The sequence below is a fragment of the Bacillus sp. R86525 genome, from assembly GCF_042466195.1.
GTDB classification, from domain to species: domain Bacteria; phylum Bacillota; class Bacilli; order Bacillales; family Bacillaceae_G; genus Bacillus_A; species Bacillus_A nitratireducens.
Genome location: NZ_JAXHPX010000007.1, coordinates 4150648 through 4169487 on the forward strand (window position 1 = coordinate 4150648; position 18840 = coordinate 4169487).

Below are 18840 nucleotides of genomic sequence, written 5' to 3' on the forward strand. Positions count from 1 at the left end.
TAGATTAATAATCTATTAAAGGCTGTAGAATGAATTATTCTACAGCCTTTTTTTATTGTGTTCATACGGGACAAATCACACTACATAGACTAATAATGTATGCCTAAAGCGTAAGGGGGATAAACATGAATAACCTTCCAGTTCATGCAAAACTTAAAGCAAATAAGGATACTTTCTTCCTCCCCGATTCAAACGGGGGTGTTTACTTTCGAAATAACTCCAGTTCATTCCGTATGGATGGTGATGGAATTTATGACTGGATTGAGAAATTAATGCCTATGTTTAACGGTAATCACTCTTTGACAGAAATAACAGATGGTCTCCCTCTCCCCTATCAAAATCGTGTATTTGAAATTGGAGAGATTTTATATGAAAATGGTTTCGTCCGTGATGTAACCCAAGATGCTCCTCATGAATTAAACAGTGCGTTACTCGACAGGTACGCTTCACAAATTGAGTTTTTAGAAGCCGATTCTCATTCAGGCGCTTTAAAATTCGAGACGTATCGTGCGGCAAATGTCCTTATAATTGGTTCTGGGGATATGCTTACTTCCTTAGTTTCTTCTTTACTAGAATCCGGATTACCTAAATTTCATTACCTTGTCACAGATTATGCGGAAACAAATTACGACCGAATTCATGAACTAGTAGAACGTGCATATGAACTTGATGACAATGTATTTATTCAAGAAATAGATACTACAACGGATCGTCCTTTACATGAAGTATTCGAGCCTTTCGACTGGATTTTATACGTTTCTCAAAATGGAGATATTGAAAGTTTAAGAGCAATACATGCTATTTGTAGAGATGAGGGGAAAAATTTCATACCAGCTATTTGCTTATCAAGAGTCGGTTTAGCTGGTCCCGTCGTAATAGCAGATCGTGAAGAATGCTGGGAATCCGCATGGCATCGTCTACACGAAACTACTTTGCAAAATGAAAATCCGCCAGAGCCTTTCTCACCAATCACATCTGCAATGTTAGCAAATGTTATCGTTTTTGAATTGTTTAAACATGTCGCTGACGATTTACACCGGCAGCATAATCCTCAATTCTTTTTATTAAACTTTGAAACACTTGAAGGAAAGTGGCACCCTTTTATAAAGCATCTTCTCGCAACCGATGAAATCTTTACAATTGATACAGTGCAAAATCTTCAGGAAAACCTTGCCCATCGTTCTGGACAATATACTTCAACTGAACTTTTTCGTTTTTTTGATACATTAACTTCTAAAGAAGCTGGCATATTCCACATGTGGGATGAACAAGATTTGCACCAATTACCTTTATCACAATGCTATATTCAAGTTGCAAATCCATTATCAGACGGACCTAGCTCTCCCCTTCCTACTATAACTTGTGGTGGTTTAACTCATAATGAAGCACGCCGCGAAGCTGGTTTAACAGGAGTTGAAACGTATGTAGCTGAAATGATTCATCGTCTTATCCCCGAACATACTGATATCGGTATTGGTGCTGGGGAAACGATGACAGAAGGTGTATACCGTGCACTGCAAAAACATTTAAATAATAAGTTGTGTGAACGCCAATCACATATGTTAGCAGAGATTACAGAGCTTGATTTAACCGAAATTCATGATAAACATTGTAGGTTTTACTATGATGCTCTCTCTACAATCCATGAGATACCTAAAGTGGGAATGGGTGAGGAGTTACTCGGTTTTCCTGTCATTTGGATCGGTATAAATGATAGATGGTACGGTGCGGCAAATATTAATATAACATTGGCGTTAAGAAACGCTCTGCAACAAGCACTCCTTCATATTCAAAATGAAGAGATTCCTTATAAAGCTAATATTTTGCCGGAATCATCCGTTGTTTTATATAGTACAGATTCTGTTAGAGTAGCAATACAAGAAGAGGAAGAAATTCCAGGCGTCCAGTCTTTACAAGTTGCCTTACAAAATTTAGCGAAAAATAATTTTTATCCATTCGTTTTTGATTTAGCTATTGAATCATTTTTAAGAGACAACTTAGACGGTGTATACGGGGTATTAATTGCAAAGGAGGACGGTCTATGATTCAAAATATATTACTTACAGGAGATGGCTTACTTGCAGACTATGTACATGATCAATTATGCAAACAATATTCCATCATTCGTCAACATACAATTACAGACGAAATGCCTGAAAATATTCACCTCGCTCTCGTATTACATGACGGCTCTCTTTCTAATATTCATCATGATGCTGAGCTGACATTTCGTTCGAACCATATTCCGTGGCTTCGTGCATTTACTTCATTTGGTGAAGGCGTTATCGGTCCTTACATTGACCCTCTTGCAACGGGATGTACCCATTGTGCCGATGGACGACGCTTTATCGCTGGATTTGATCAAAAAGAAATGTGGGAACTACAGCGGAAATATGCGTTAAAAGCGGATAACGAGACGAGGCGTGATGTACGCGCTACTCAAAATGGTATGTTACAAATGTGCCAGCTCATTCATGCTGAAACGGAGAAAATATTAGCTCACGGACATTCTTCTTTAGAAAATGAACTCATTTTACTAAACTTACAAACGCTGCAATGTATGCGGCATTCTTTCCTTCCAGATCCTCTCTGTCCTGTATGTAGTAATTTACCTGATGATACTGCGGATGCAGCAGAGATTTCTTTACAACCGAGCTTAAAAACAAGTACTGAAGCGTATCGCTGTCGTTCTATTCATGAGCTAAACACATTTTTAACGAGAGACTATTTAGATTACCGGACTGGTATTTTGAATGGAAAAATGCAGCATTCTTTATTGCCATTTGCTGACGTCATTATAAACATGCCGTTACTGTTCGGAAATGAAGGTGTTGCAGGCCGAACTCATTCATTTGCACTGAGTGAGGCAACTGCTATTTTAGAAGGTTTAGAACGATATTGCGGTATGTCACCTCGCGGGAAAAAGACAAATGTGCATGGTAGTTTTCATGATTTAGAGGATCATGCACTGAATCCCCTCACACTCGGTGTACATACAAATGAACATTACAATCGTGATAGCTTTCCGTTTAAACCATTTGATCCTGATTATGAGCAAAACTGGGTATGGGGATATTCTTTATCACAAAACAGGCCCCTTTTAGTTCCAGAATCAATCGCTTATTATAGCCTCGGTCATCGAGATGCTTTCGTATATGAAACATCAAATGGATGTGCAATTGGTGGTAGTTTAGAAGAAGCAATTTTTCACGGCATTTTAGAAATTGTAGAGCGTGACGCCTTTTTACTCACTTGGTATACAGAATTACCTCTTCCCCGTCTTGATCTTAATTCAGCAAATGATACAGAATTAGAATTAATGATCCAGCGGTTACACACGATTACGGGGTATGAATTATACGCTTTTAACGCGACGATGGAGCATGGTATCCCGAGCTTATGGGTCATTGCAAAAAATACGCGTGACAATGGGATGAACGTTGTTTGTGCGGGAGGCGCTCATTTAGACCCAATCCGAGCTCTAAAAAGTGCGATTCACGAAATTGCTGGGATGTTACTTATAACAGATGAAGAGCTTGAACAAAAAAGAGAGAAATATGAAAACTGTTTACAAGATCCATATCTTGTTTCACAAATGGAAGATCATAGTATGCTGTACGGATTGAAAGAAGCAGAAGAACGTCTTCACTTCCTTTTACGTGAAGATTCTCCGGTGCAAACGTTTCAAGAAATGAGGGCATTACAATCATTTGATATGGATTTAACATCTGATCTTCATCAACTTTTAAACAGGTTACATCAATCCGGACTTGAAGTAATCGTTGTAGATCAAACCGTTCCCCTTATAGAAAAGAACGGCTTACATTGTGTAAAAGTAATAATTCCAGGCATGTTACCGATGACGTTCGGTCACCATCTCACTCGGGTTACAGGATTAGATAGAGTGTATACCGTACCGATGACACTTGGATATTGTGCTGAGCCTTTAACGAATGAAAGTTTAAATCCACATCCGCATCCTTTTCCATAATTCATAGCGAGGGGGAAATTTGATGCAACCTGATACTTTTTTACATCATCTCCATTTTTCTATTAATGAAATTATGTCGTCCGATAAAGAGATTGACTGGGAAGACGCACCACTTCCTTATAAATTATATCGAAATTTACCAGTAATCCCTCTCTCTTTAGAAATCCCATTAACTTTGCGGAATTCTTCTACTAAACCTAACTTAGAGGAAATCGGTCATTATCTTTGGTACTCATTTGGTTTAACACAATTATGTCAGCCTACTACTAACCTAGAAAATAATAAAACAACGACTCTATTTCGAAGATTCATCCCTTCTGGGGGTGCTTTATATCCAAATGAATTATATATGTATTTAAAAATTGATCATTATCCAGACGGCATTTACCATTACGACGCCGCGCACCACCGTCTTATCTTACTTCGTGAAGGAAATTTTGATTCTTATCTTACAGAAGCACTCGGCAATCGTTGTAACATACATTCTTGTTTTGGTGCTGCATTTGTATCCACTATGTTTTGGAAAAACTTCTTTAAATACAATAACTTTTCGTATCGTCTGCAAGGATTAGATAGCGGTGTTCTCATCGGTCAATTACTTGAATGCGCAAAACAATTTGGTTATACAAATGGTGTATATTTTCAATTTCTAGACCGGGCAATGAATCATTTACTTGGACTGTCAGAAGGTGAAGAAAGTGTGTATGCTGTTATTCCTTTAAGTACAGAACCGAATACAGATTGGTTTCACGATAATCATCACGAAAATAAAACTATTACTTCTCATGACTTGTTGCAACAAATCCCGCCTTTAACACATGAGCATTTCGTTCGCTCAAAGCATGTAGATGAATATCCGATGATAAAAAAAATAAACGCGGCATCTATGATTGAATCGACAGAACACTTCCAAACATTTACCTGTGAAGAACGACAACAATATAGTGCACACGCTGTACAGTTACCTAAAGTGGAACGTTTATCCTATGATTTCTTACATCTTTGTAAAAAGCGATATTCACCTGATGCTGACTTTACTTTAACAAAGTGGGATACTCGTTCACTTGCTACTTTATTACAAGAAGCGAGCCTCGCCTTCCCTTATTACAACGATCTTGATGGCAATTCTTTAAATGAAAATGCACGGGTCTCATTATATGGATGTTTTTATAACGTAGCAGGTATTGAAAACGGTGCTTACGCTTATAACAGTAATTCGCATTCCATACAGCCAATACGATATGGAGATCTTCGTTATCCCCTTCAATCAAGTATGACGATGGATAACGTAAACCTTTTTCAAGTACCACTTTGTCTACATGTAGTCGGAAAGAAAGATTACTATACACATACATTAGGCTATAGAGGATATCGTATTCACCAAATGGAAGCTGGTATACTCGTTCATAGACTTGTTTTAGCTGCGACCGCTATGGGAATGGGTGGCCATCCTTTACTTAGTTTTGATACAAATTCATGCGATCAATTGTACGGAATAGATGGCGGCAATGAAACGTCTCTCATTCAAATTCCGGTTGGGGCGTATCGAGCGCGTAATTGGTTGAAGGGGTATTTGTATAATTAGAAGCACGCCGGTTGATGGCGTGCTTTTTTTAGAGGAGTTAAATTATTAACAGCGAAATGAGTATATATTCTTACATAAAAAGGAGCGTTTAAATTGGGCATTTTACAACGTTTAATCAAACAAGCGAAAAACCCTCGTGGGACAATCGGTTCCTCAATGCTTTGTATTATGAACTCTGCACATACGAGACTAACAAATTGGGCTTTACAAAAAATACATATACGTGAAGATGCAGCTATTTTAGATATTGGTTGTGGGGGTGGTAAAACAATACATACGCTTTCGAGACTAACTCCGTTTGGGAAAATATATGGAATTGATTACTCCGATCAAGCTGTGAAAGATTCTATACATACGAATATGAAAGATGTACAAACACAAAAAGTAACTGTTCAAAAAGCAAGCGTCTCTTCTATTCCACATCATGCGAACTTCTTCGATCTCATTACCGCTTTTCAAACACACTACTTTTGGCCTGATGTGGAACAAGATATAAAAGAAGTATTTCGCGTCTTAAAACCGAACGGATCCTTTTTACTAATCGCTGAAACTTTCAAAATTCAATATCATATGGATAAATTTAAGACGACAGAAGAATTAGTAAACCTTTTTTATACGACGGGATTTAAAAGTGTAAAATGTTATGAAGAAAGAGGTTGCCTTTGCATAATAGGAAATAAATAAAAAGCAGACCTTTCAGGGCCTGCTTTTTCACTAGATTAATTTAAAGATACTCTTAATTTGTCTTGCAAATAACCAGTTTTTCGTACCGTAGTTATCATTTAGACTATCTAAATCGATAGATTTCCCGTTAGCAAACTTTAATTCTAACGTTGTATTTTTGTCATTTGTTTTTAAGTTGCTATTTGTAATATCATCATACTTTAATTTTTCAATCTCAATATACTCTTCCTTCTCTTCTCCGATAACGACGTGATCTTGGAAGAAGAACAATACTTCTACTTTCTTACCGAAACAAAATACGTTTTTCGTATAAATTAATGTCGCGTTATCAAGTCCGACACATACTTCTTTCATCTCTTCAACAACGTTTCCTAAGTCTTCTTCGTTTCTTGCATTTGACTCAGCAATCCATTCTTCGATTGTATTCATGTTAATTGCCATACTGTGCCCCCTGGTTCGTTCATTGCTTTATTAAAAAATAAATACTATATGACAATATAAGCGATACGTACTATGTTTTCAAGGGCGAACGGTATATTCAAAATAAAGTGAAACTTTAATCAGTGGTGGGGTCTTCATCCCCCACTGATTATCAGCCCTCACCAATCGGGCTTTTACGGGCAGTTGATCCCCCACCTAACTTCTTCGCTTTCGCTGGATTTTGAGGTGGAGATCTTACTGCCCACAAATAGCGGGATAAAGTTAAATTTCAAAGTAATATATCAGGGGCACCTATTTCATTATACTTTAAACGTCTGAACGAGGCATTCTTCACCATCAATTAGCTGTTTTCGTTCATCAAATTCAATGTTTAGCTCTCTATATACTTTCTCCCAAAAAGAAACAGCTGGTACATTTTTTGCAAGTTCAATAACGAAATATTTGCCCCGTTTCTCTTTTAGTAAGTTTTCAATGACTTGTTTACCGATTCCTTTTCCCTTGTATTGATTTAATATGAAAATATCATTAATACCAAAGTCGTTTTCTTTCTTCAAAAATGGACGTTCCAATAGTAATAAAAATCCTACAATACTATGATCAACTTTTATAAAATACGGAGTGATTCCGTCATTTTTCCAAAACATGTCTAAATCTTCGTATTCAAAAAACCCATCCGCTCCAATCTTTATATTAGTCGTAAATTTAGAGAGGTCATGAAGATATAGTGAATATAAGTTACGTAAAATCATTTTTTCTGATTCTTGAACTTTTTGAAGTACTACAACCATTTGTAAACTCTCCTTCCCTATATGTAACTATTTCCCAAACCTCTTTATTCGACAAAACTGATTACTCCCCTTTAACGAAAAAATAGCACTTAAAAAAGTGCTATTCCGCCCGCCTTGCCGCTTGTTGAATTGGATCCCAAACGCTGTTATATGGTGGTGCGTAACTTAAGTCGACATCTTCTAAATCGTGAATGCTCATTTTATTGAAGAGTGCCATTGCGATTACATCAATACGCTTATCTACACCTTCTTCTCCAATTACTTGTCCGCCTAACAATTGTTTTGTGTCAGAACGATATAGTAATTTCAAGTAAAGTGGTTTGGCATTTGGGTAATAACCTGCCATATTTGTGGAGTCTACTTTGACTGTTTTATACGGGATATGTAGCCCTTTTGCTTCTTTTTCATTTAAGCCTGTTCTTGCGAGCGTCAAATCCATAAATTTAATAATACCTGTACCTAACGTACCTTTAAATGCTCTTCGTTTATCAACCATATTGAGTCCAGCAAGTCGCCCTTGTTTATTGGCAGTCGTTCCGAGCGGGATGTGATCATGCATTTCCTTTATAACATGATAATGTGTGGCGCAATCACCAGCTGCATATACGTCCTGCACATTCGTTTGCATATATGCATTTACTTCAATTGCCCCTTTATGATTTGTACGTATATTTGTTCCTTCAATAAAATCGGTATTTGGCTTTACTCCAACAGATACTAAAACAAGATCTGCTTTATACGTACCTTTATCCGTTTCAATTTGTTCCACTCTTTCGTTTCCTTTAAATGCTTTTACATTTTCATTCGTTAAAATTTCAATATTATGTTTATCTGCTTCTTTATGTATATATTCAGCCATATCGGCATCATAAATCGTACCGATATGATCATTTCGCTCAATCATTCTTACTTTCTTACCAAGTTCTACAAATGTTTCTGCCATCTCCAGTCCAATCGCACCGCCGCCAATAATGGTTACATCTTCAACTTTATTCGTTTCTAACGTATGTAATATGCGCTCAGCATCAGGAATTGTTTTTAAAAGATGAACACCTTGTAGCTCTCGGCCTTCCCATTCTGGCATAACAGGGCGCACTCCAGTCGCAATTAATAAACGATCGTACGGAAATTCAAAAACATCTTTCGTCTTCGTATGCTCTGCGTACACCATTTTCTTTTCCGTATCTACTTTCGTTACCTCATGACGCACTTTCGCATCAATTCCATATTTATCACGAAACGTCTTCACATTGCGCGCAACTAATTTTTCAGTTGAAGCAATAGCACCACTAATCACATACGGCAATCCACACTGAGCGTACGAATAAATTTCACCTTTTTCTAACGTCACAACATTTGCAGTTTCATCGTTTCTAACAATTTGCATCGCTGCACTCATACCAGCTGCATCTCCGCCAATAATGACATAGTTCACTTTACCACTCCTTCTTTTTTACATACTCTTTACGTTTTCCATATTTTGTAGAAATAACACCTACTTCTATTGTAAAGAAAGAGAATTTCATCTTCAAATTTGGTGCACAAACCTATGCTTTACTAGGTAAGTGTCGTGTCTTATAAACAACATGTTTAATATGCTATAACAGTAGCTATGGAAAGTAGGTGAAACATACATGTGCGCTGGCCTTCTCGTCCAGCTTCCAGAGGAACCGATAGAACCGAGAACCGCCCTCCCGCTTGAACAAGAGTTTTCCATTAACACAACTTTATACAGTGCTCGTGCTTGGCTATCTGACAATGACACTTTCTCACAGACTATTTGGAAAGCGACTCGCTTCGCTTCTGCATCACACGCTGGCAAATCGATTTTCCCAGTCGGTACTGTTAAAATTGTAAATTTTTCTGAGGATACAATAACAGTTACTATATCCTCAGAATCAGATGATGCTCTCAAAATAATCGTCCCTCCTCGTTCCGAAGCTGCTTTAACGTCTAGTTCTTTATCTGATGTGCAAGCAAGTACATCAGGAGGAGCAAGCAAGGTCACATTCCTCTTTCATATCTTTTTCTCAAGGGATCCTGGTCCAGCTAAACAACCATAGAAAAGGTACAGTAATATACACTGTACCTTTTTCATGCACTCTATTCTCTTGATTTAATCAGTTCAACATTATAAGATTCTACACTCGTTAACGTTCCTGTAAAATATGGATTTTCTCTGTACCAAGACTGTTTTGAAAAATACGCTTGCATATCTTTCGTTTGAAACATATGTCCATGCCTTGCGTATATTTCATTTCTAGCAATTTTCAACTGTTCTTTCGATAAATATGTTAAGTCCGCACTCGTTAATTTTCGAATATCACTATCAGGGAAGATGAAACCATTATATACATAATGAGTAGTAGGCGGTGGAGTAACATTGTAAACAACTGTTTTTTCTACACTTTTCTTTTGAAATGGAAGATTATAAGTCGAAAGTGCTGTTACCGTTTCTACCTTTGTCGTTTCCCTTCCGCTTTCTCCATTTCGTTCTAAATAAATCGCCGCACTTCCATCAGTCGCTACCGGTCCCCACGTAATTTCTTCTCCAGTCAACGCAGTAACTGGCTTTTGATTCACGTACAATGTTGCACCAGGCGCATTCGTTTGAACTGTAATATATTGCCCTTGCAACGTTAAATCTACCGTTACATTATTTTGACTTTGTTTTATAAGTACAACCTTTTCCTCTCGTGATAGTTTTACATAGTCATTTTTATATTCCGCTTGAAACACTTGAGTCCCTGGAAGAAAGGGTCCATATTGCTTCTCAAACTTTTTGTCATTTGTCTTATCAATTTCTTTTCCGTTCATTTTTAAAGATGTACCTTTTTCATTTGAAAGCAGAGTCGTATAATACGTCTTCGCTTTCAATTTATACTGATCAAATATAAAGAAATACTTCCCGTCTTTCGTTAAAGAAAAATCTGCTCTTTCTATTCCATCCCCTTGTTTTTCACCTTGCCTCAAATATTCTTTCAATTCATTCACGTAAGATGGATTTTCTTTTATATATGAAAATAGAGGCGTTACACTCTCTCTTGTGACAATAACGGCTGGATCATCTGCCGTGATGATCTCAGCTAATTTCTCCCCGTCCCTCTCTTGTAAAATAGTAATCATTCGGTCTACTTGTGCTGTCTGCTTATAATACGATGATCCATACAAATACAATCCAACAATTACTATAACAAGTAAGGTTAAGAGTGTAATGCCAACTTTTGTACCGCCGCTCATTTTCTTCTTTACTACAAGACTTTCCCTCTTCATCCCGCAATTTTGGCAAAATTGCACTCCATCCTCAAAATGAGTCCCACACTTTGTACATACATTCATCCATTCAACCACCTTTTTGTTAGAAGCCAGTTAATCCCTGTGTAATGGTTTGAATTATCGTGCTAATGTAAGACCAAAGTACAATGAATGTTACGATTCCAATTAAAACATTTGCGATAATAAGTGTGTAAACAAGATCTAATCCGCCGTTGTCTAATTTTAATATGGCAACAGTTATACTAATCCCTATATAAGTTGTAGCTACAGATAATAATATCGGTAAGAAAAAGATTAATAGGAAACTAAAAAGAAAAGTAAGAACTAATATAGCGATAGCCGGCGTTGCTATCGTTCCCCATACGCCGAATACTTCAAGAAATGAAAAAGAAGATTTCATCATCTTACCACTTACAAAAATAATAAATCCGACAAACAAGGTTAAAATCAATAAAAAGAAAAAGACCGTTACAGCTTCTCCAAAAAATGTAGGAGTAGAAACATCTGGCACTAACGTTCTCGTAACTGCTGCCCCAGCACTCATTAATCTATAAAAAATACATGCTCCTAAAAAACAAATAAGTACAAGGCTTGCAATTCCATTTCGCACTTCAATATTTCCACTTTTCATAACGTCCGATGGTGATTTAAAAGCATTTTTAAAGAACTGAAAATAGCCACTTGCAAATTGTTTTGCTTGCTCTACTGTTTCATTTGGGCGAGTTTCCTTTACTTGTTCCTTGCGCGATTGCTGCCCTTCTTCCTGCCCACCAGTCGCTACCACTTCTTCCGTTAACGAATGTCCACAATTCCCGCAAAACTTTGCTTCAGCTGCATTTTCTGTATGACATGCCGGACATTTCATTCTCTCATCCCTCCTTAAGCATATACCTTATAGGGTGTTACAAATTCAATATATGACTTTGGACATAAAACATGACTACAAGAAAAAGAATATGAAATCCTTCTTTTAAACGAAACTATGTGTGCTAGTAATATAGAAAAATAATGTTATTATGAAACAGAGCAAATAACATTTTTAAAAGATTGGATGAAGACAGTGGAATTTGTAAACTCAATTTTTCAAACACTCCTTACAAGCGTGATTCAATTATTTTCTTTAATTGGTGTCGTCATTGTAATTGGATTTATATTAGGTTATTTAGAATCTCTCACACGAACGTATTGGTCGAGAGCTTTTGGTAGGAAAGGCTTCCTTTTAACTGCGTGGATTGGTGTCCCTATTCATGAACTTGGACATGCAATTATGTGTGTACTATTTCGTCATAAAATTGTAGCAACGCAGTTCTTCCCGACAGATACAAGTCAAGGTGCTCTAGGTTACGTACAACACCAATACAATCAAAAAAGCGTATATCAACGAATCGGGAATTTCTTTATCGGTATCGGTCCTATTATTTCTGGTATTACTGCCTTAATACTTTTAATGCGCTATTTCGTGCCAGATTCATATTCTTTATTTAATACGACTCTCGAAACAACTGTTGCATCGACTTCTATTAACTTAGACATGATCCAAAACATGCTACTATCGACGTTTATATTATTGAAAAGCTTATTTACATTTAACAATTTATTGAATCCTTCCTTTTGGTTATTTTTATTTATCGCCATTTGTATTTCCGCACATATCGCTTTAAGTAAACCCGACATTAAAGGATCAATAGACGGTGTCATCGTCATGTTTATCATATTATTTTTATTCAATATAATAGCAGGACTTTTTCAGTATGATAGTAACCAGCTAATCGGCAAAATGATGAAATATAATATGTATCTCATTGCATTTTCTAGTGTAGCGCTTCTTTTCTCTTGTATTTCTACACTTGTTAGTTTTGGGTTTTATAAAATAAGAGGAGGGCGTTCTTTTTGAACACCCTCTTCTCATTAATTATTTTTCTTATAATCACAATTCTCAACCTGAACACGAGCATGCCCCTCTTCATCGGTACACCATGATTGCGACTGAAAGGCAAGGAAAATACCTACCCACTCTTCCCTCTTCTCAAAATGAATAAGTAGTCCACCGTCTTGCCATATACCATCATCACCGTGCCATTTCTCTACATTTCCTTGATTCATATGAATATCGTGTATACCGTTTCCAGGTGTAAAGTGGAAATACGAATCCGGAACCTTTTCTTCTGGTCCCCACCTTTCACCAAACGCATAAATAATTGCTTTCTCATCTATTGCTCTTTTTATATAATGTTCTATCTTTTCATTTAAATCATTATCAACTCCTGCTCTTTCAGCAGGTAAAGGAATCATTTGATTCGAATCAAATAAATTACCTCTTACATAATCTAAAGCAACTTTGGGCTCGTTATTTTCCACTTCCGTAAAACCAAACGGTAATGTCGGTAAAATATGAATCGCCTCTGACCGAATATTTTCACTCGAAAAATATAAAACTTCTGACGGATAACTTTGCGACTTCACGTTAATTGCAATACGATAATCTACTTCTGCTTCGCCTTGTAAATGAACTTGATAATGAGGCGTTTTCCCTTTTCCAATCTTTGATTGTATAACTGTACCTTTTAACACACCATAGTTTTTTAAGGGCATACCTTTCATCTCCTATTCATTTAGTAGAAGCTTTTCATATTTAAAACATTATCCAGTCATAAAGAAAATCCTCCTATGTTAGGAGGATTTTTAATTTCTCAATATATACCAAAAAATAACTTCCACTACTACAAGCAACACCGCACCAAGGATCATTAACGTCGTCTTCTTTAATAGTTCATTTTCACGATACGGGATATTACATAAGTAAGCACCGAGTGTAATTCGTGATGGACAAGCGATTGTCGCTACTGATGATGCGGTGTTTTGAATTGTTGTGACGTATTGCCACGGAAGTGCTACGTTTTGCGCTGTTTGCATTTGCAGTTTTATAAACATTGCATTTGACCCTGCGTTACTACCAGTTAAAAAGCCGCCGATTCCGCCAATGAACGGAGCAACGAAAACGAAAAATATACCAAATGTTTCACCAGCTGTTTTTGCGAGTAATGAATGCATACCAGATGCGCCCATTAGTTCTGAAATTGCAATGAACATTGTCGTTGTAATAGCGAAAGGAATCCATTGTTTTATCGTTTGTGAGAGTGATTGTTTCATAATATTAGATGGAATGCGGAAGAAAATACTTGTAAACAAACAAGTCATGGCGAGCCAAAATCCTGGCGAATATAGTAGTTCTAGTTTGTAAGAGTATGATTTTAAATCGAGAACCGCATATGACCTGAGCAGATCATGTAATGCTGGAACGAGGCGAGATAGTAAAATACAAACTGTTAAAAATATATAAGGGCTAATAATTTTTATAATGGATACTTCCCTCTCCGTAGCCGCCGCATGTTCTGTTAAAAGGTGTTGTTCATTTTTCCCTTTTAATTTTATGATAAGAAAACCAAATGTAATGGTAACGATAGAACTTAATATCCCTGCTAGTTCAACACTTACGTATGCGTTAGAAAGATAGATTCCGAGAGAGAATAATAGAAAGAAACCGAATCCTTCCTTCCACTTTTCTATAACTGCCTGAAAGCCACCGACAACGTATAAAGAAAGGAAGATAAAGTATGCAAAAATCGGGATGCTTAATAATGCTGTATTTGTGCCAAGAGTTGTGAGCGGCATGTTAATAAGCTGCGAACCGATAATCGTACCTGTTGCCATCGCGCCCCATGAACTTGCAAGTAGACCGATAAACGAGAGCAGTACAGCTTGAAACGGTCTATAGCCTAACGAAAGAAAGATTGGCGCCGCAACCATAAAACCAATTCCGAACCCACTCACTGATTCAATGAGTGGACAAATACCAAAACACATTAGAAGCATTTGTAATAAGCGATCGTGTGTGACTTGTTCTAGAAAACGCGCTACTTGATCGATGTACCCCATTTTGTTCATGAGGTGAAATAAAAAAATACCGAAAAACAAAACGTATCCGACAATAAAACAAATTAACCAACCTTTAATCGTTGCGTGCACAGTTTCACTTATCCCTAATTGGAACGTTGGCGAAAGTAAAACGATTCCAACAGACACCGCATAAGAAATTAACGAGGACCTTAATGACGTTTGTTTAAATAAAAATAAACAAATGAAAATCATCATAATTGGGATAAGTGCCAACAATATGGCCATGTCATCATCTCTTTTCATTTAAAATACAATTTTTAACTATTATATAACAGATGTCATATTTTTCAATTGTTTTTACAACAGATTCAAAAAAGGAGCCGTTTGGCTCCTTTTTGAATCACTCCCATTTTCTTTTATCCTGAAAAACCGTCTGTTGTCCGATTATTTTTTCTAGCACAACAAACACAATATAAGCACATATTACTTGCAGTACAATATTCCCAAATTTCATTAATGAAAATGAATAAATCCCCCGAAATAACTCGTTTAATAACACAATCGAAACGATACTAAATAATTCTATACTAATCGAAAATATACATACTTCTAAAATAGATTGCTCTTGTATTCGATTTAATTGGGAAAAGATGAATACATATCCTAAAAACAGAGCCATCAACTCTATTTTCGTCATGCTAATGAGCCAAGCGTATAGTGGTACAGTTAAAAGAAGATATAGTAGTTTACGTCTTAGCATGCCTTCTCACCCTCTGAATTATATGTATTTTCTGTATATTTTAACATTTATTACGCAAAACAAAAAGAAGAGACTTATGCCTCTTCTTTTTGTTTTGCTGCCTGTATTAACTCACGTATTTTCTCTAGCTTTTCATTTTCTAAAAGCTCAATAACTTTACTTCCAACGACAACGCCATCACATATTGTAATCATTTCTTCTACATGTTCCTTCGTTGAAATACCGAACCCTGCCACTACCGGTAAATGCGTATGTGATTTTACTTTTTCTAAATAACTATGAATCTCATCTTTAAAGTTTTGACGTACTCCCGTTACACCCGCTACTGTAACGGCGTAGACAAATCCCTCTGATTCACTCGTAATTTTTTCAATTCGCTCAATTGGGCTCGTAACGGTAACGAGTGGAATTAAAGCTATATTCGCCTCACGAAGAAGTGGTACAATAATTTCTTGTTCTTCATACGGTAAGTCTGGAACGATTATGCCATCCACACCCGCTTCAAGGCAGTTCTCGATAAATCGTTCTTTCCCAAATGCAAGTACTGGATTTAAATATGTCATGAGTACAAATGGAATTTGAACTTCTTGCCTCACCTCTATTAATGCTTGAAAAATACCTTTTAATGTTACACCGCTATCTAATGCTCGTTTCCCTGCCCTTTGAATAGTTGGCCCGTCTGCGACTGGATCTGAAAATGGGATACCGATTTCAATGATGCTTGCTCCTGCTTCATCAAGAAAACGGATTCTTTCTTTTAACTTTTCAAGTCCACCATCTCCGCCCATTACGTACGGAATAAATGCTTTCTTACCATTTTTAAACGCTGCTTTAATTTTTTCTACTCCCATTTTTTACACCTCTTCCATATAACGTTTTATACTCTCTACATCTTTATCACCGCGGCCGGATAAACAAATGACAAGCCCCTCGTCTTGCTTCATTTGCGGCGCTAGTTTTAAAGCGTATGCAACAGCATGTGAACTTTCTAATGCCGGGATAATCCCTTCTTTTTTCGTTAATAATTGAAATGCTTCTAACGCTTCTTCATCCGTAATTGAGTGGTAAGAAACACGGCCGATGTCTTTTAGCAAGCTATGTTCTGGCCCCACACCCGGGTAATCGAGTCCTGCTGAAATAGAATGAGCTTCTTGAATTTGTCCTTCTTCATTTTGCAGAAGGTACATCATCGATCCGTGTAAAACACCGACGCTTCCTTTCGTTAAAGTTGCTGCGTGCTTTTCTGTATGAACACCTTTCCCAGCTGCTTCTACGCCGTAAAGGGCAACTTCTTCATCATGTACGAACGGATAAAACATTCCCATTGCATTACTACCACCACCAATACAAGCAACGACCGCTTCTGGTAATTTCCCTTCTAATGCTTCATATTGTTTCTTCGTTTCTTTCCCAATTACACTTTGGAAATCACGGACAATTTGCGGGAACGGATGCGGTCCAAGAACTGATCCCATAATGTAGTGCGTATCATGCACGTGTGAAACCCAGTAACGAAGCGCCTCGTTTACCGCATCTTTTAATGTGCCGCTACCTGCCGCTACGCTTTCTACTTTCGCTCCGAGTAATTCCATTCGGAACACGTTTAATTTTTGACGTCTCACATCTTCTTCTCCCATAAAGATCACGCATTCTAATCCGAGAAGGGCACATACAGTAGCTGTTGCAACTCCATGTTGTCCTGCTCCTGTTTCAGCGACAACTTTTTTCTTGCCCATTCGTACTGCAAGAAGTGCCTGACCGATTGTATTGTTAATTTTATGTGCGCCTGTATGATTCAAATCTTCACGTTTCAAATAAATTTTTGCACCGCCGCAATACTTCGTCATATTTTCAGCGAAATAAAGCGGTGTTTCTCTTCCTACGTACGTTTTTAAATAGTGATTTAATTCCTTTTGAAACTCTTCATCTTGCATCGCTTCTTTATATGCCTCTTCTAGTTCTAGTACGGATTGCATTAACGTTTCTGGAACGTATCGTCCTCCGTATATACCGTAGTGACCTTTTTCATCTGGATATGCGTAGTTCATTTGGAACACTCCTTCGCTTTTTTAATAAATTGTTTTATTTTCTTTAGATCTTTCTTTCCTTCTGTCTCTACTCCGCTACTCACATCGACCATATATGGCTGAACGGTTTGAATGGCTTCTTCTATATTAATGGTGTTTAATCCGCCAGCTAGTATCGTTTTCTCTCGCGACTCTTTTGGCATATGTGCAAGTAACTTCCATGAAAATTTCTTTCCATTTCCTCCATGAAACTTTTCTTTCGGACTATCAAACAATATATAATCCACTTCGTATGTTTGAGCGTTTTTCATATCGTCCTCCGAAGTCACTCCGAGCGCCTTTATAGACGGAATATTCAATCTTCTAATTTGATGATTGTCTTCATCCCCATGTAGCTGCACATGTGTTAACCCACACTCATCTGCAATTTTCTGGATCACTTCTACTGATTCATTTACGAAAACACCGACCTTTAACACGTTTGCTGGAAGCTCCTGAATGATTTCTTTCGCTAGCCCTGGGGTGATTTTTCGCTTACTTTCTGCAAAAACAAATCCAATTGCATCTGCTCCGTATTCGCAAGCATGTTTTGCTGTTTCAACATCAGTGATGCCGCAAATTTTCACTTTCATATGTTCACCTTACAGTCTTCAAAAAAGTTACTTATAGAAGATGATGTCATAAGTGCTTCTCCAACTAATACACCTTTTGCTCCAGCTCGTTTGACGCGAATAATATCTTCCTTTGAATGAATGCCGCTTTCACTAATCCAAAGTAATTTCTCCTCATTTAATCGTTTTCCAAGCTTTTCTGTTTGGCCTAGATCCACTTCAAACGTTTTTAAATTACGGTTGTTAATGCCGATAACGTGCGGATTTAATTGGATTGCAATTTCTAATTCCTGTTCATCATGAACTTCAACAATCGCTTCTAATCCTTTTTCTAGCACATAGTTATAAAGCTCGTTTAATTTCTCTTTTGACAATGCTGCAACGATTAATAAAATAAGATCTGCTCCTGCTTCATACGCTCTATCAATTTGGATTTTATCGATTATAAAATCTTTACATAAAAGCGGAATGTTACTTTCTGCTCTTGCCGTTTGTAAGTCGTGAAACGACCCTTTAAAAAATTGACCGTCTGTTAAAACCGAAACTGCTCCAGCACCGCATTCTTCATATGTTTTCACTTGTTTTGGCACATCAACGTGTAAATTAATATCGCCTTTTGATGGAGACGCTCGCTTTACCTCTGCGATTACAGTAAACTGCTCTAAAGCTTTTACAAGTGAGTGTGTTTTCCTTTTTTCTTTCACTGGTGAATATGTTTCATATAACTCCGCAACTTCTACTTTCTTTTGCTCTACAATTTTGTCTAAAATCGTCCCCATT

General features: G+C 37.1%; 18 protein-coding genes. 6 read left to right on the forward strand and 12 right to left on the reverse strand.

Annotated elements, in window-relative coordinates:
* Positions 1–125: 125 nt before the first annotated feature.
* The 4 genes from SJY24_RS24130 (at position 126) to SJY24_RS24145 (ending at position 6260) form a co-directional block, all read left to right on the forward strand.
* Positions 126–2045: a putative thiazole-containing bacteriocin maturation protein gene (locus SJY24_RS24130; protein ID WP_377866445.1), complete on the forward strand. Its 1920-nt coding sequence runs from the start codon at positions 126–128 to the stop codon at positions 2043–2045.
* Positions 2042–3991: a TOMM precursor leader peptide-binding protein gene (locus tag SJY24_RS24135; RefSeq protein ID WP_377866446.1), complete on the forward strand. Its 1950-nt coding sequence runs from the start codon at positions 2042–2044 to the stop codon at positions 3989–3991. The genes SJY24_RS24130 and SJY24_RS24135 overlap by 4 nt, the downstream gene beginning before the upstream one ends.
* Before the next feature lie 22 nt (positions 3992–4013).
* Positions 4014–5576 carry a SagB family peptide dehydrogenase gene (locus SJY24_RS24140; RefSeq protein WP_377866447.1) on the forward strand — a complete coding sequence of 521 codons (1563 nt, stop codon included), beginning with the start codon at positions 4014–4016 and terminating at the stop codon, positions 5574–5576.
* A gap of 93 nt (positions 5577–5669) precedes the next feature.
* Positions 5670–6260 carry a class I SAM-dependent methyltransferase gene (locus SJY24_RS24145; protein ID WP_377866448.1) on the forward strand — a complete coding sequence of 197 codons (591 nt, stop codon included), beginning with the start codon at positions 5670–5672 and terminating at the stop codon, positions 6258–6260.
* Between the two features lie 30 nt (positions 6261–6290).
* Here SJY24_RS24145 and SJY24_RS24150 read toward each other — a convergent pair whose 3' ends face one another.
* The 3 genes from SJY24_RS24150 to SJY24_RS24160 form a co-directional block, all read right to left on the reverse strand.
* Positions 6291–6701: a DUF3908 family protein gene (locus SJY24_RS24150; protein ID WP_377866449.1), complete on the reverse strand. Its 411-nt coding sequence runs from the start codon at positions 6699–6701 to the stop codon at positions 6291–6293.
* 299 nt (positions 6702–7000) lie between these two features.
* Positions 7001–7489, reverse strand: coding sequence for a GNAT family N-acetyltransferase (locus tag SJY24_RS24155; protein ID WP_377866450.1), 489 nt, complete (start codon positions 7487–7489; stop codon positions 7001–7003).
* A gap of 100 nt (positions 7490–7589) precedes the next feature.
* Positions 7590–8924 carry a CoA-disulfide reductase gene (locus tag SJY24_RS24160; protein ID WP_377866451.1) on the reverse strand — a complete coding sequence of 445 codons (1335 nt, stop codon included), beginning with the start codon at positions 8922–8924 and terminating at the stop codon, positions 7590–7592.
* A 199-nt stretch (positions 8925–9123) separates the two neighbouring features.
* Here SJY24_RS24160 and SJY24_RS24165 point away from each other — a divergent pair, with 199 nt between their 5' ends.
* Entirely contained in the window at positions 9124–9552 is a 429-nt protein-coding gene (locus tag SJY24_RS24165; RefSeq protein WP_377866452.1) for a hypothetical protein, read from the forward strand.
* A gap of 40 nt (positions 9553–9592) precedes the next feature.
* Here the strand turns inward: SJY24_RS24165 and SJY24_RS24170 are convergent, their stop codons facing one another.
* Together SJY24_RS24170 and SJY24_RS24175 are read right to left on the reverse strand one after the other, a co-directional pair.
* On the reverse strand, positions 9593–10828 hold the full coding sequence (locus SJY24_RS24170; RefSeq protein ID WP_377866453.1) for a TcaA 3rd/4th domain-containing protein: 1236 nt from the start codon (positions 10826–10828) through the stop codon (positions 9593–9595).
* A gap of 19 nt (positions 10829–10847) precedes the next feature.
* The gene (locus SJY24_RS24175; protein ID WP_377866454.1) at positions 10848–11630 is read right to left on the reverse strand and encodes a zinc ribbon domain-containing protein; all 783 of its coding nucleotides are present in this window, start codon (positions 11628–11630) and stop codon (positions 10848–10850) included.
* Positions 11631–11825: 195 nt separating this feature from the next.
* Between SJY24_RS24175 and SJY24_RS24180 the strand changes: the two genes are divergently transcribed.
* The gene (locus SJY24_RS24180) at positions 11826–12659 is read left to right on the forward strand and encodes a hypothetical protein (RefSeq protein WP_377866455.1); all 834 of its coding nucleotides are present in this window, start codon (positions 11826–11828) and stop codon (positions 12657–12659) included.
* Positions 12660–12673: 14 nt separating this feature from the next.
* Here SJY24_RS24180 and SJY24_RS24185 read toward each other — a convergent pair whose 3' ends face one another.
* The 7 genes from SJY24_RS24185 to trpC all read right to left on the reverse strand — a co-directional run bounded on the left by SJY24_RS24185 (position 12674) and on the right by trpC (position 18839).
* Positions 12674–13357: a DUF2278 family protein gene (locus tag SJY24_RS24185; protein ID WP_377866456.1), complete on the reverse strand. Its 684-nt coding sequence runs from the start codon at positions 13355–13357 to the stop codon at positions 12674–12676.
* 90 nt (positions 13358–13447) lie between these two features.
* A complete protein-coding gene (locus tag SJY24_RS24190; protein WP_377866457.1) occupies positions 13448–14947 on the reverse strand; it encodes an L-lactate permease in 1500 nt (499 codons plus the stop codon).
* A gap of 115 nt (positions 14948–15062) precedes the next feature.
* Positions 15063–15422: a DUF4029 domain-containing protein gene (locus SJY24_RS24195; RefSeq protein WP_000946156.1), complete on the reverse strand. Its 360-nt coding sequence runs from the start codon at positions 15420–15422 to the stop codon at positions 15063–15065.
* Positions 15423–15496: 74 nt separating this feature from the next.
* Entirely contained in the window at positions 15497–16273 is a 777-nt protein-coding gene (gene trpA / locus SJY24_RS24200; RefSeq protein WP_377866458.1) for a tryptophan synthase subunit alpha, read from the reverse strand.
* A gap of 3 nt (positions 16274–16276) precedes the next feature.
* A complete protein-coding gene (gene trpB, locus SJY24_RS24205; RefSeq protein ID WP_001105044.1) occupies positions 16277–17470 on the reverse strand; it encodes a tryptophan synthase subunit beta in 1194 nt (397 codons plus the stop codon).
* Positions 17467–18081 carry a phosphoribosylanthranilate isomerase gene (locus SJY24_RS24210; protein ID WP_000865130.1) on the reverse strand — a complete coding sequence of 205 codons (615 nt, stop codon included), beginning with the start codon at positions 18079–18081 and terminating at the stop codon, positions 17467–17469. The genes trpB and SJY24_RS24210 overlap by 4 nt, the downstream gene beginning before the upstream one ends.
* On the reverse strand, positions 18078–18839 hold the full coding sequence (gene trpC / locus SJY24_RS24215) for an indole-3-glycerol phosphate synthase TrpC (RefSeq protein WP_242399736.1): 762 nt from the start codon (positions 18837–18839) through the stop codon (positions 18078–18080). The genes SJY24_RS24210 and trpC overlap by 4 nt, the downstream gene beginning before the upstream one ends.
* Between the last annotated feature and the right edge of the window lies 1 nt (position 18840).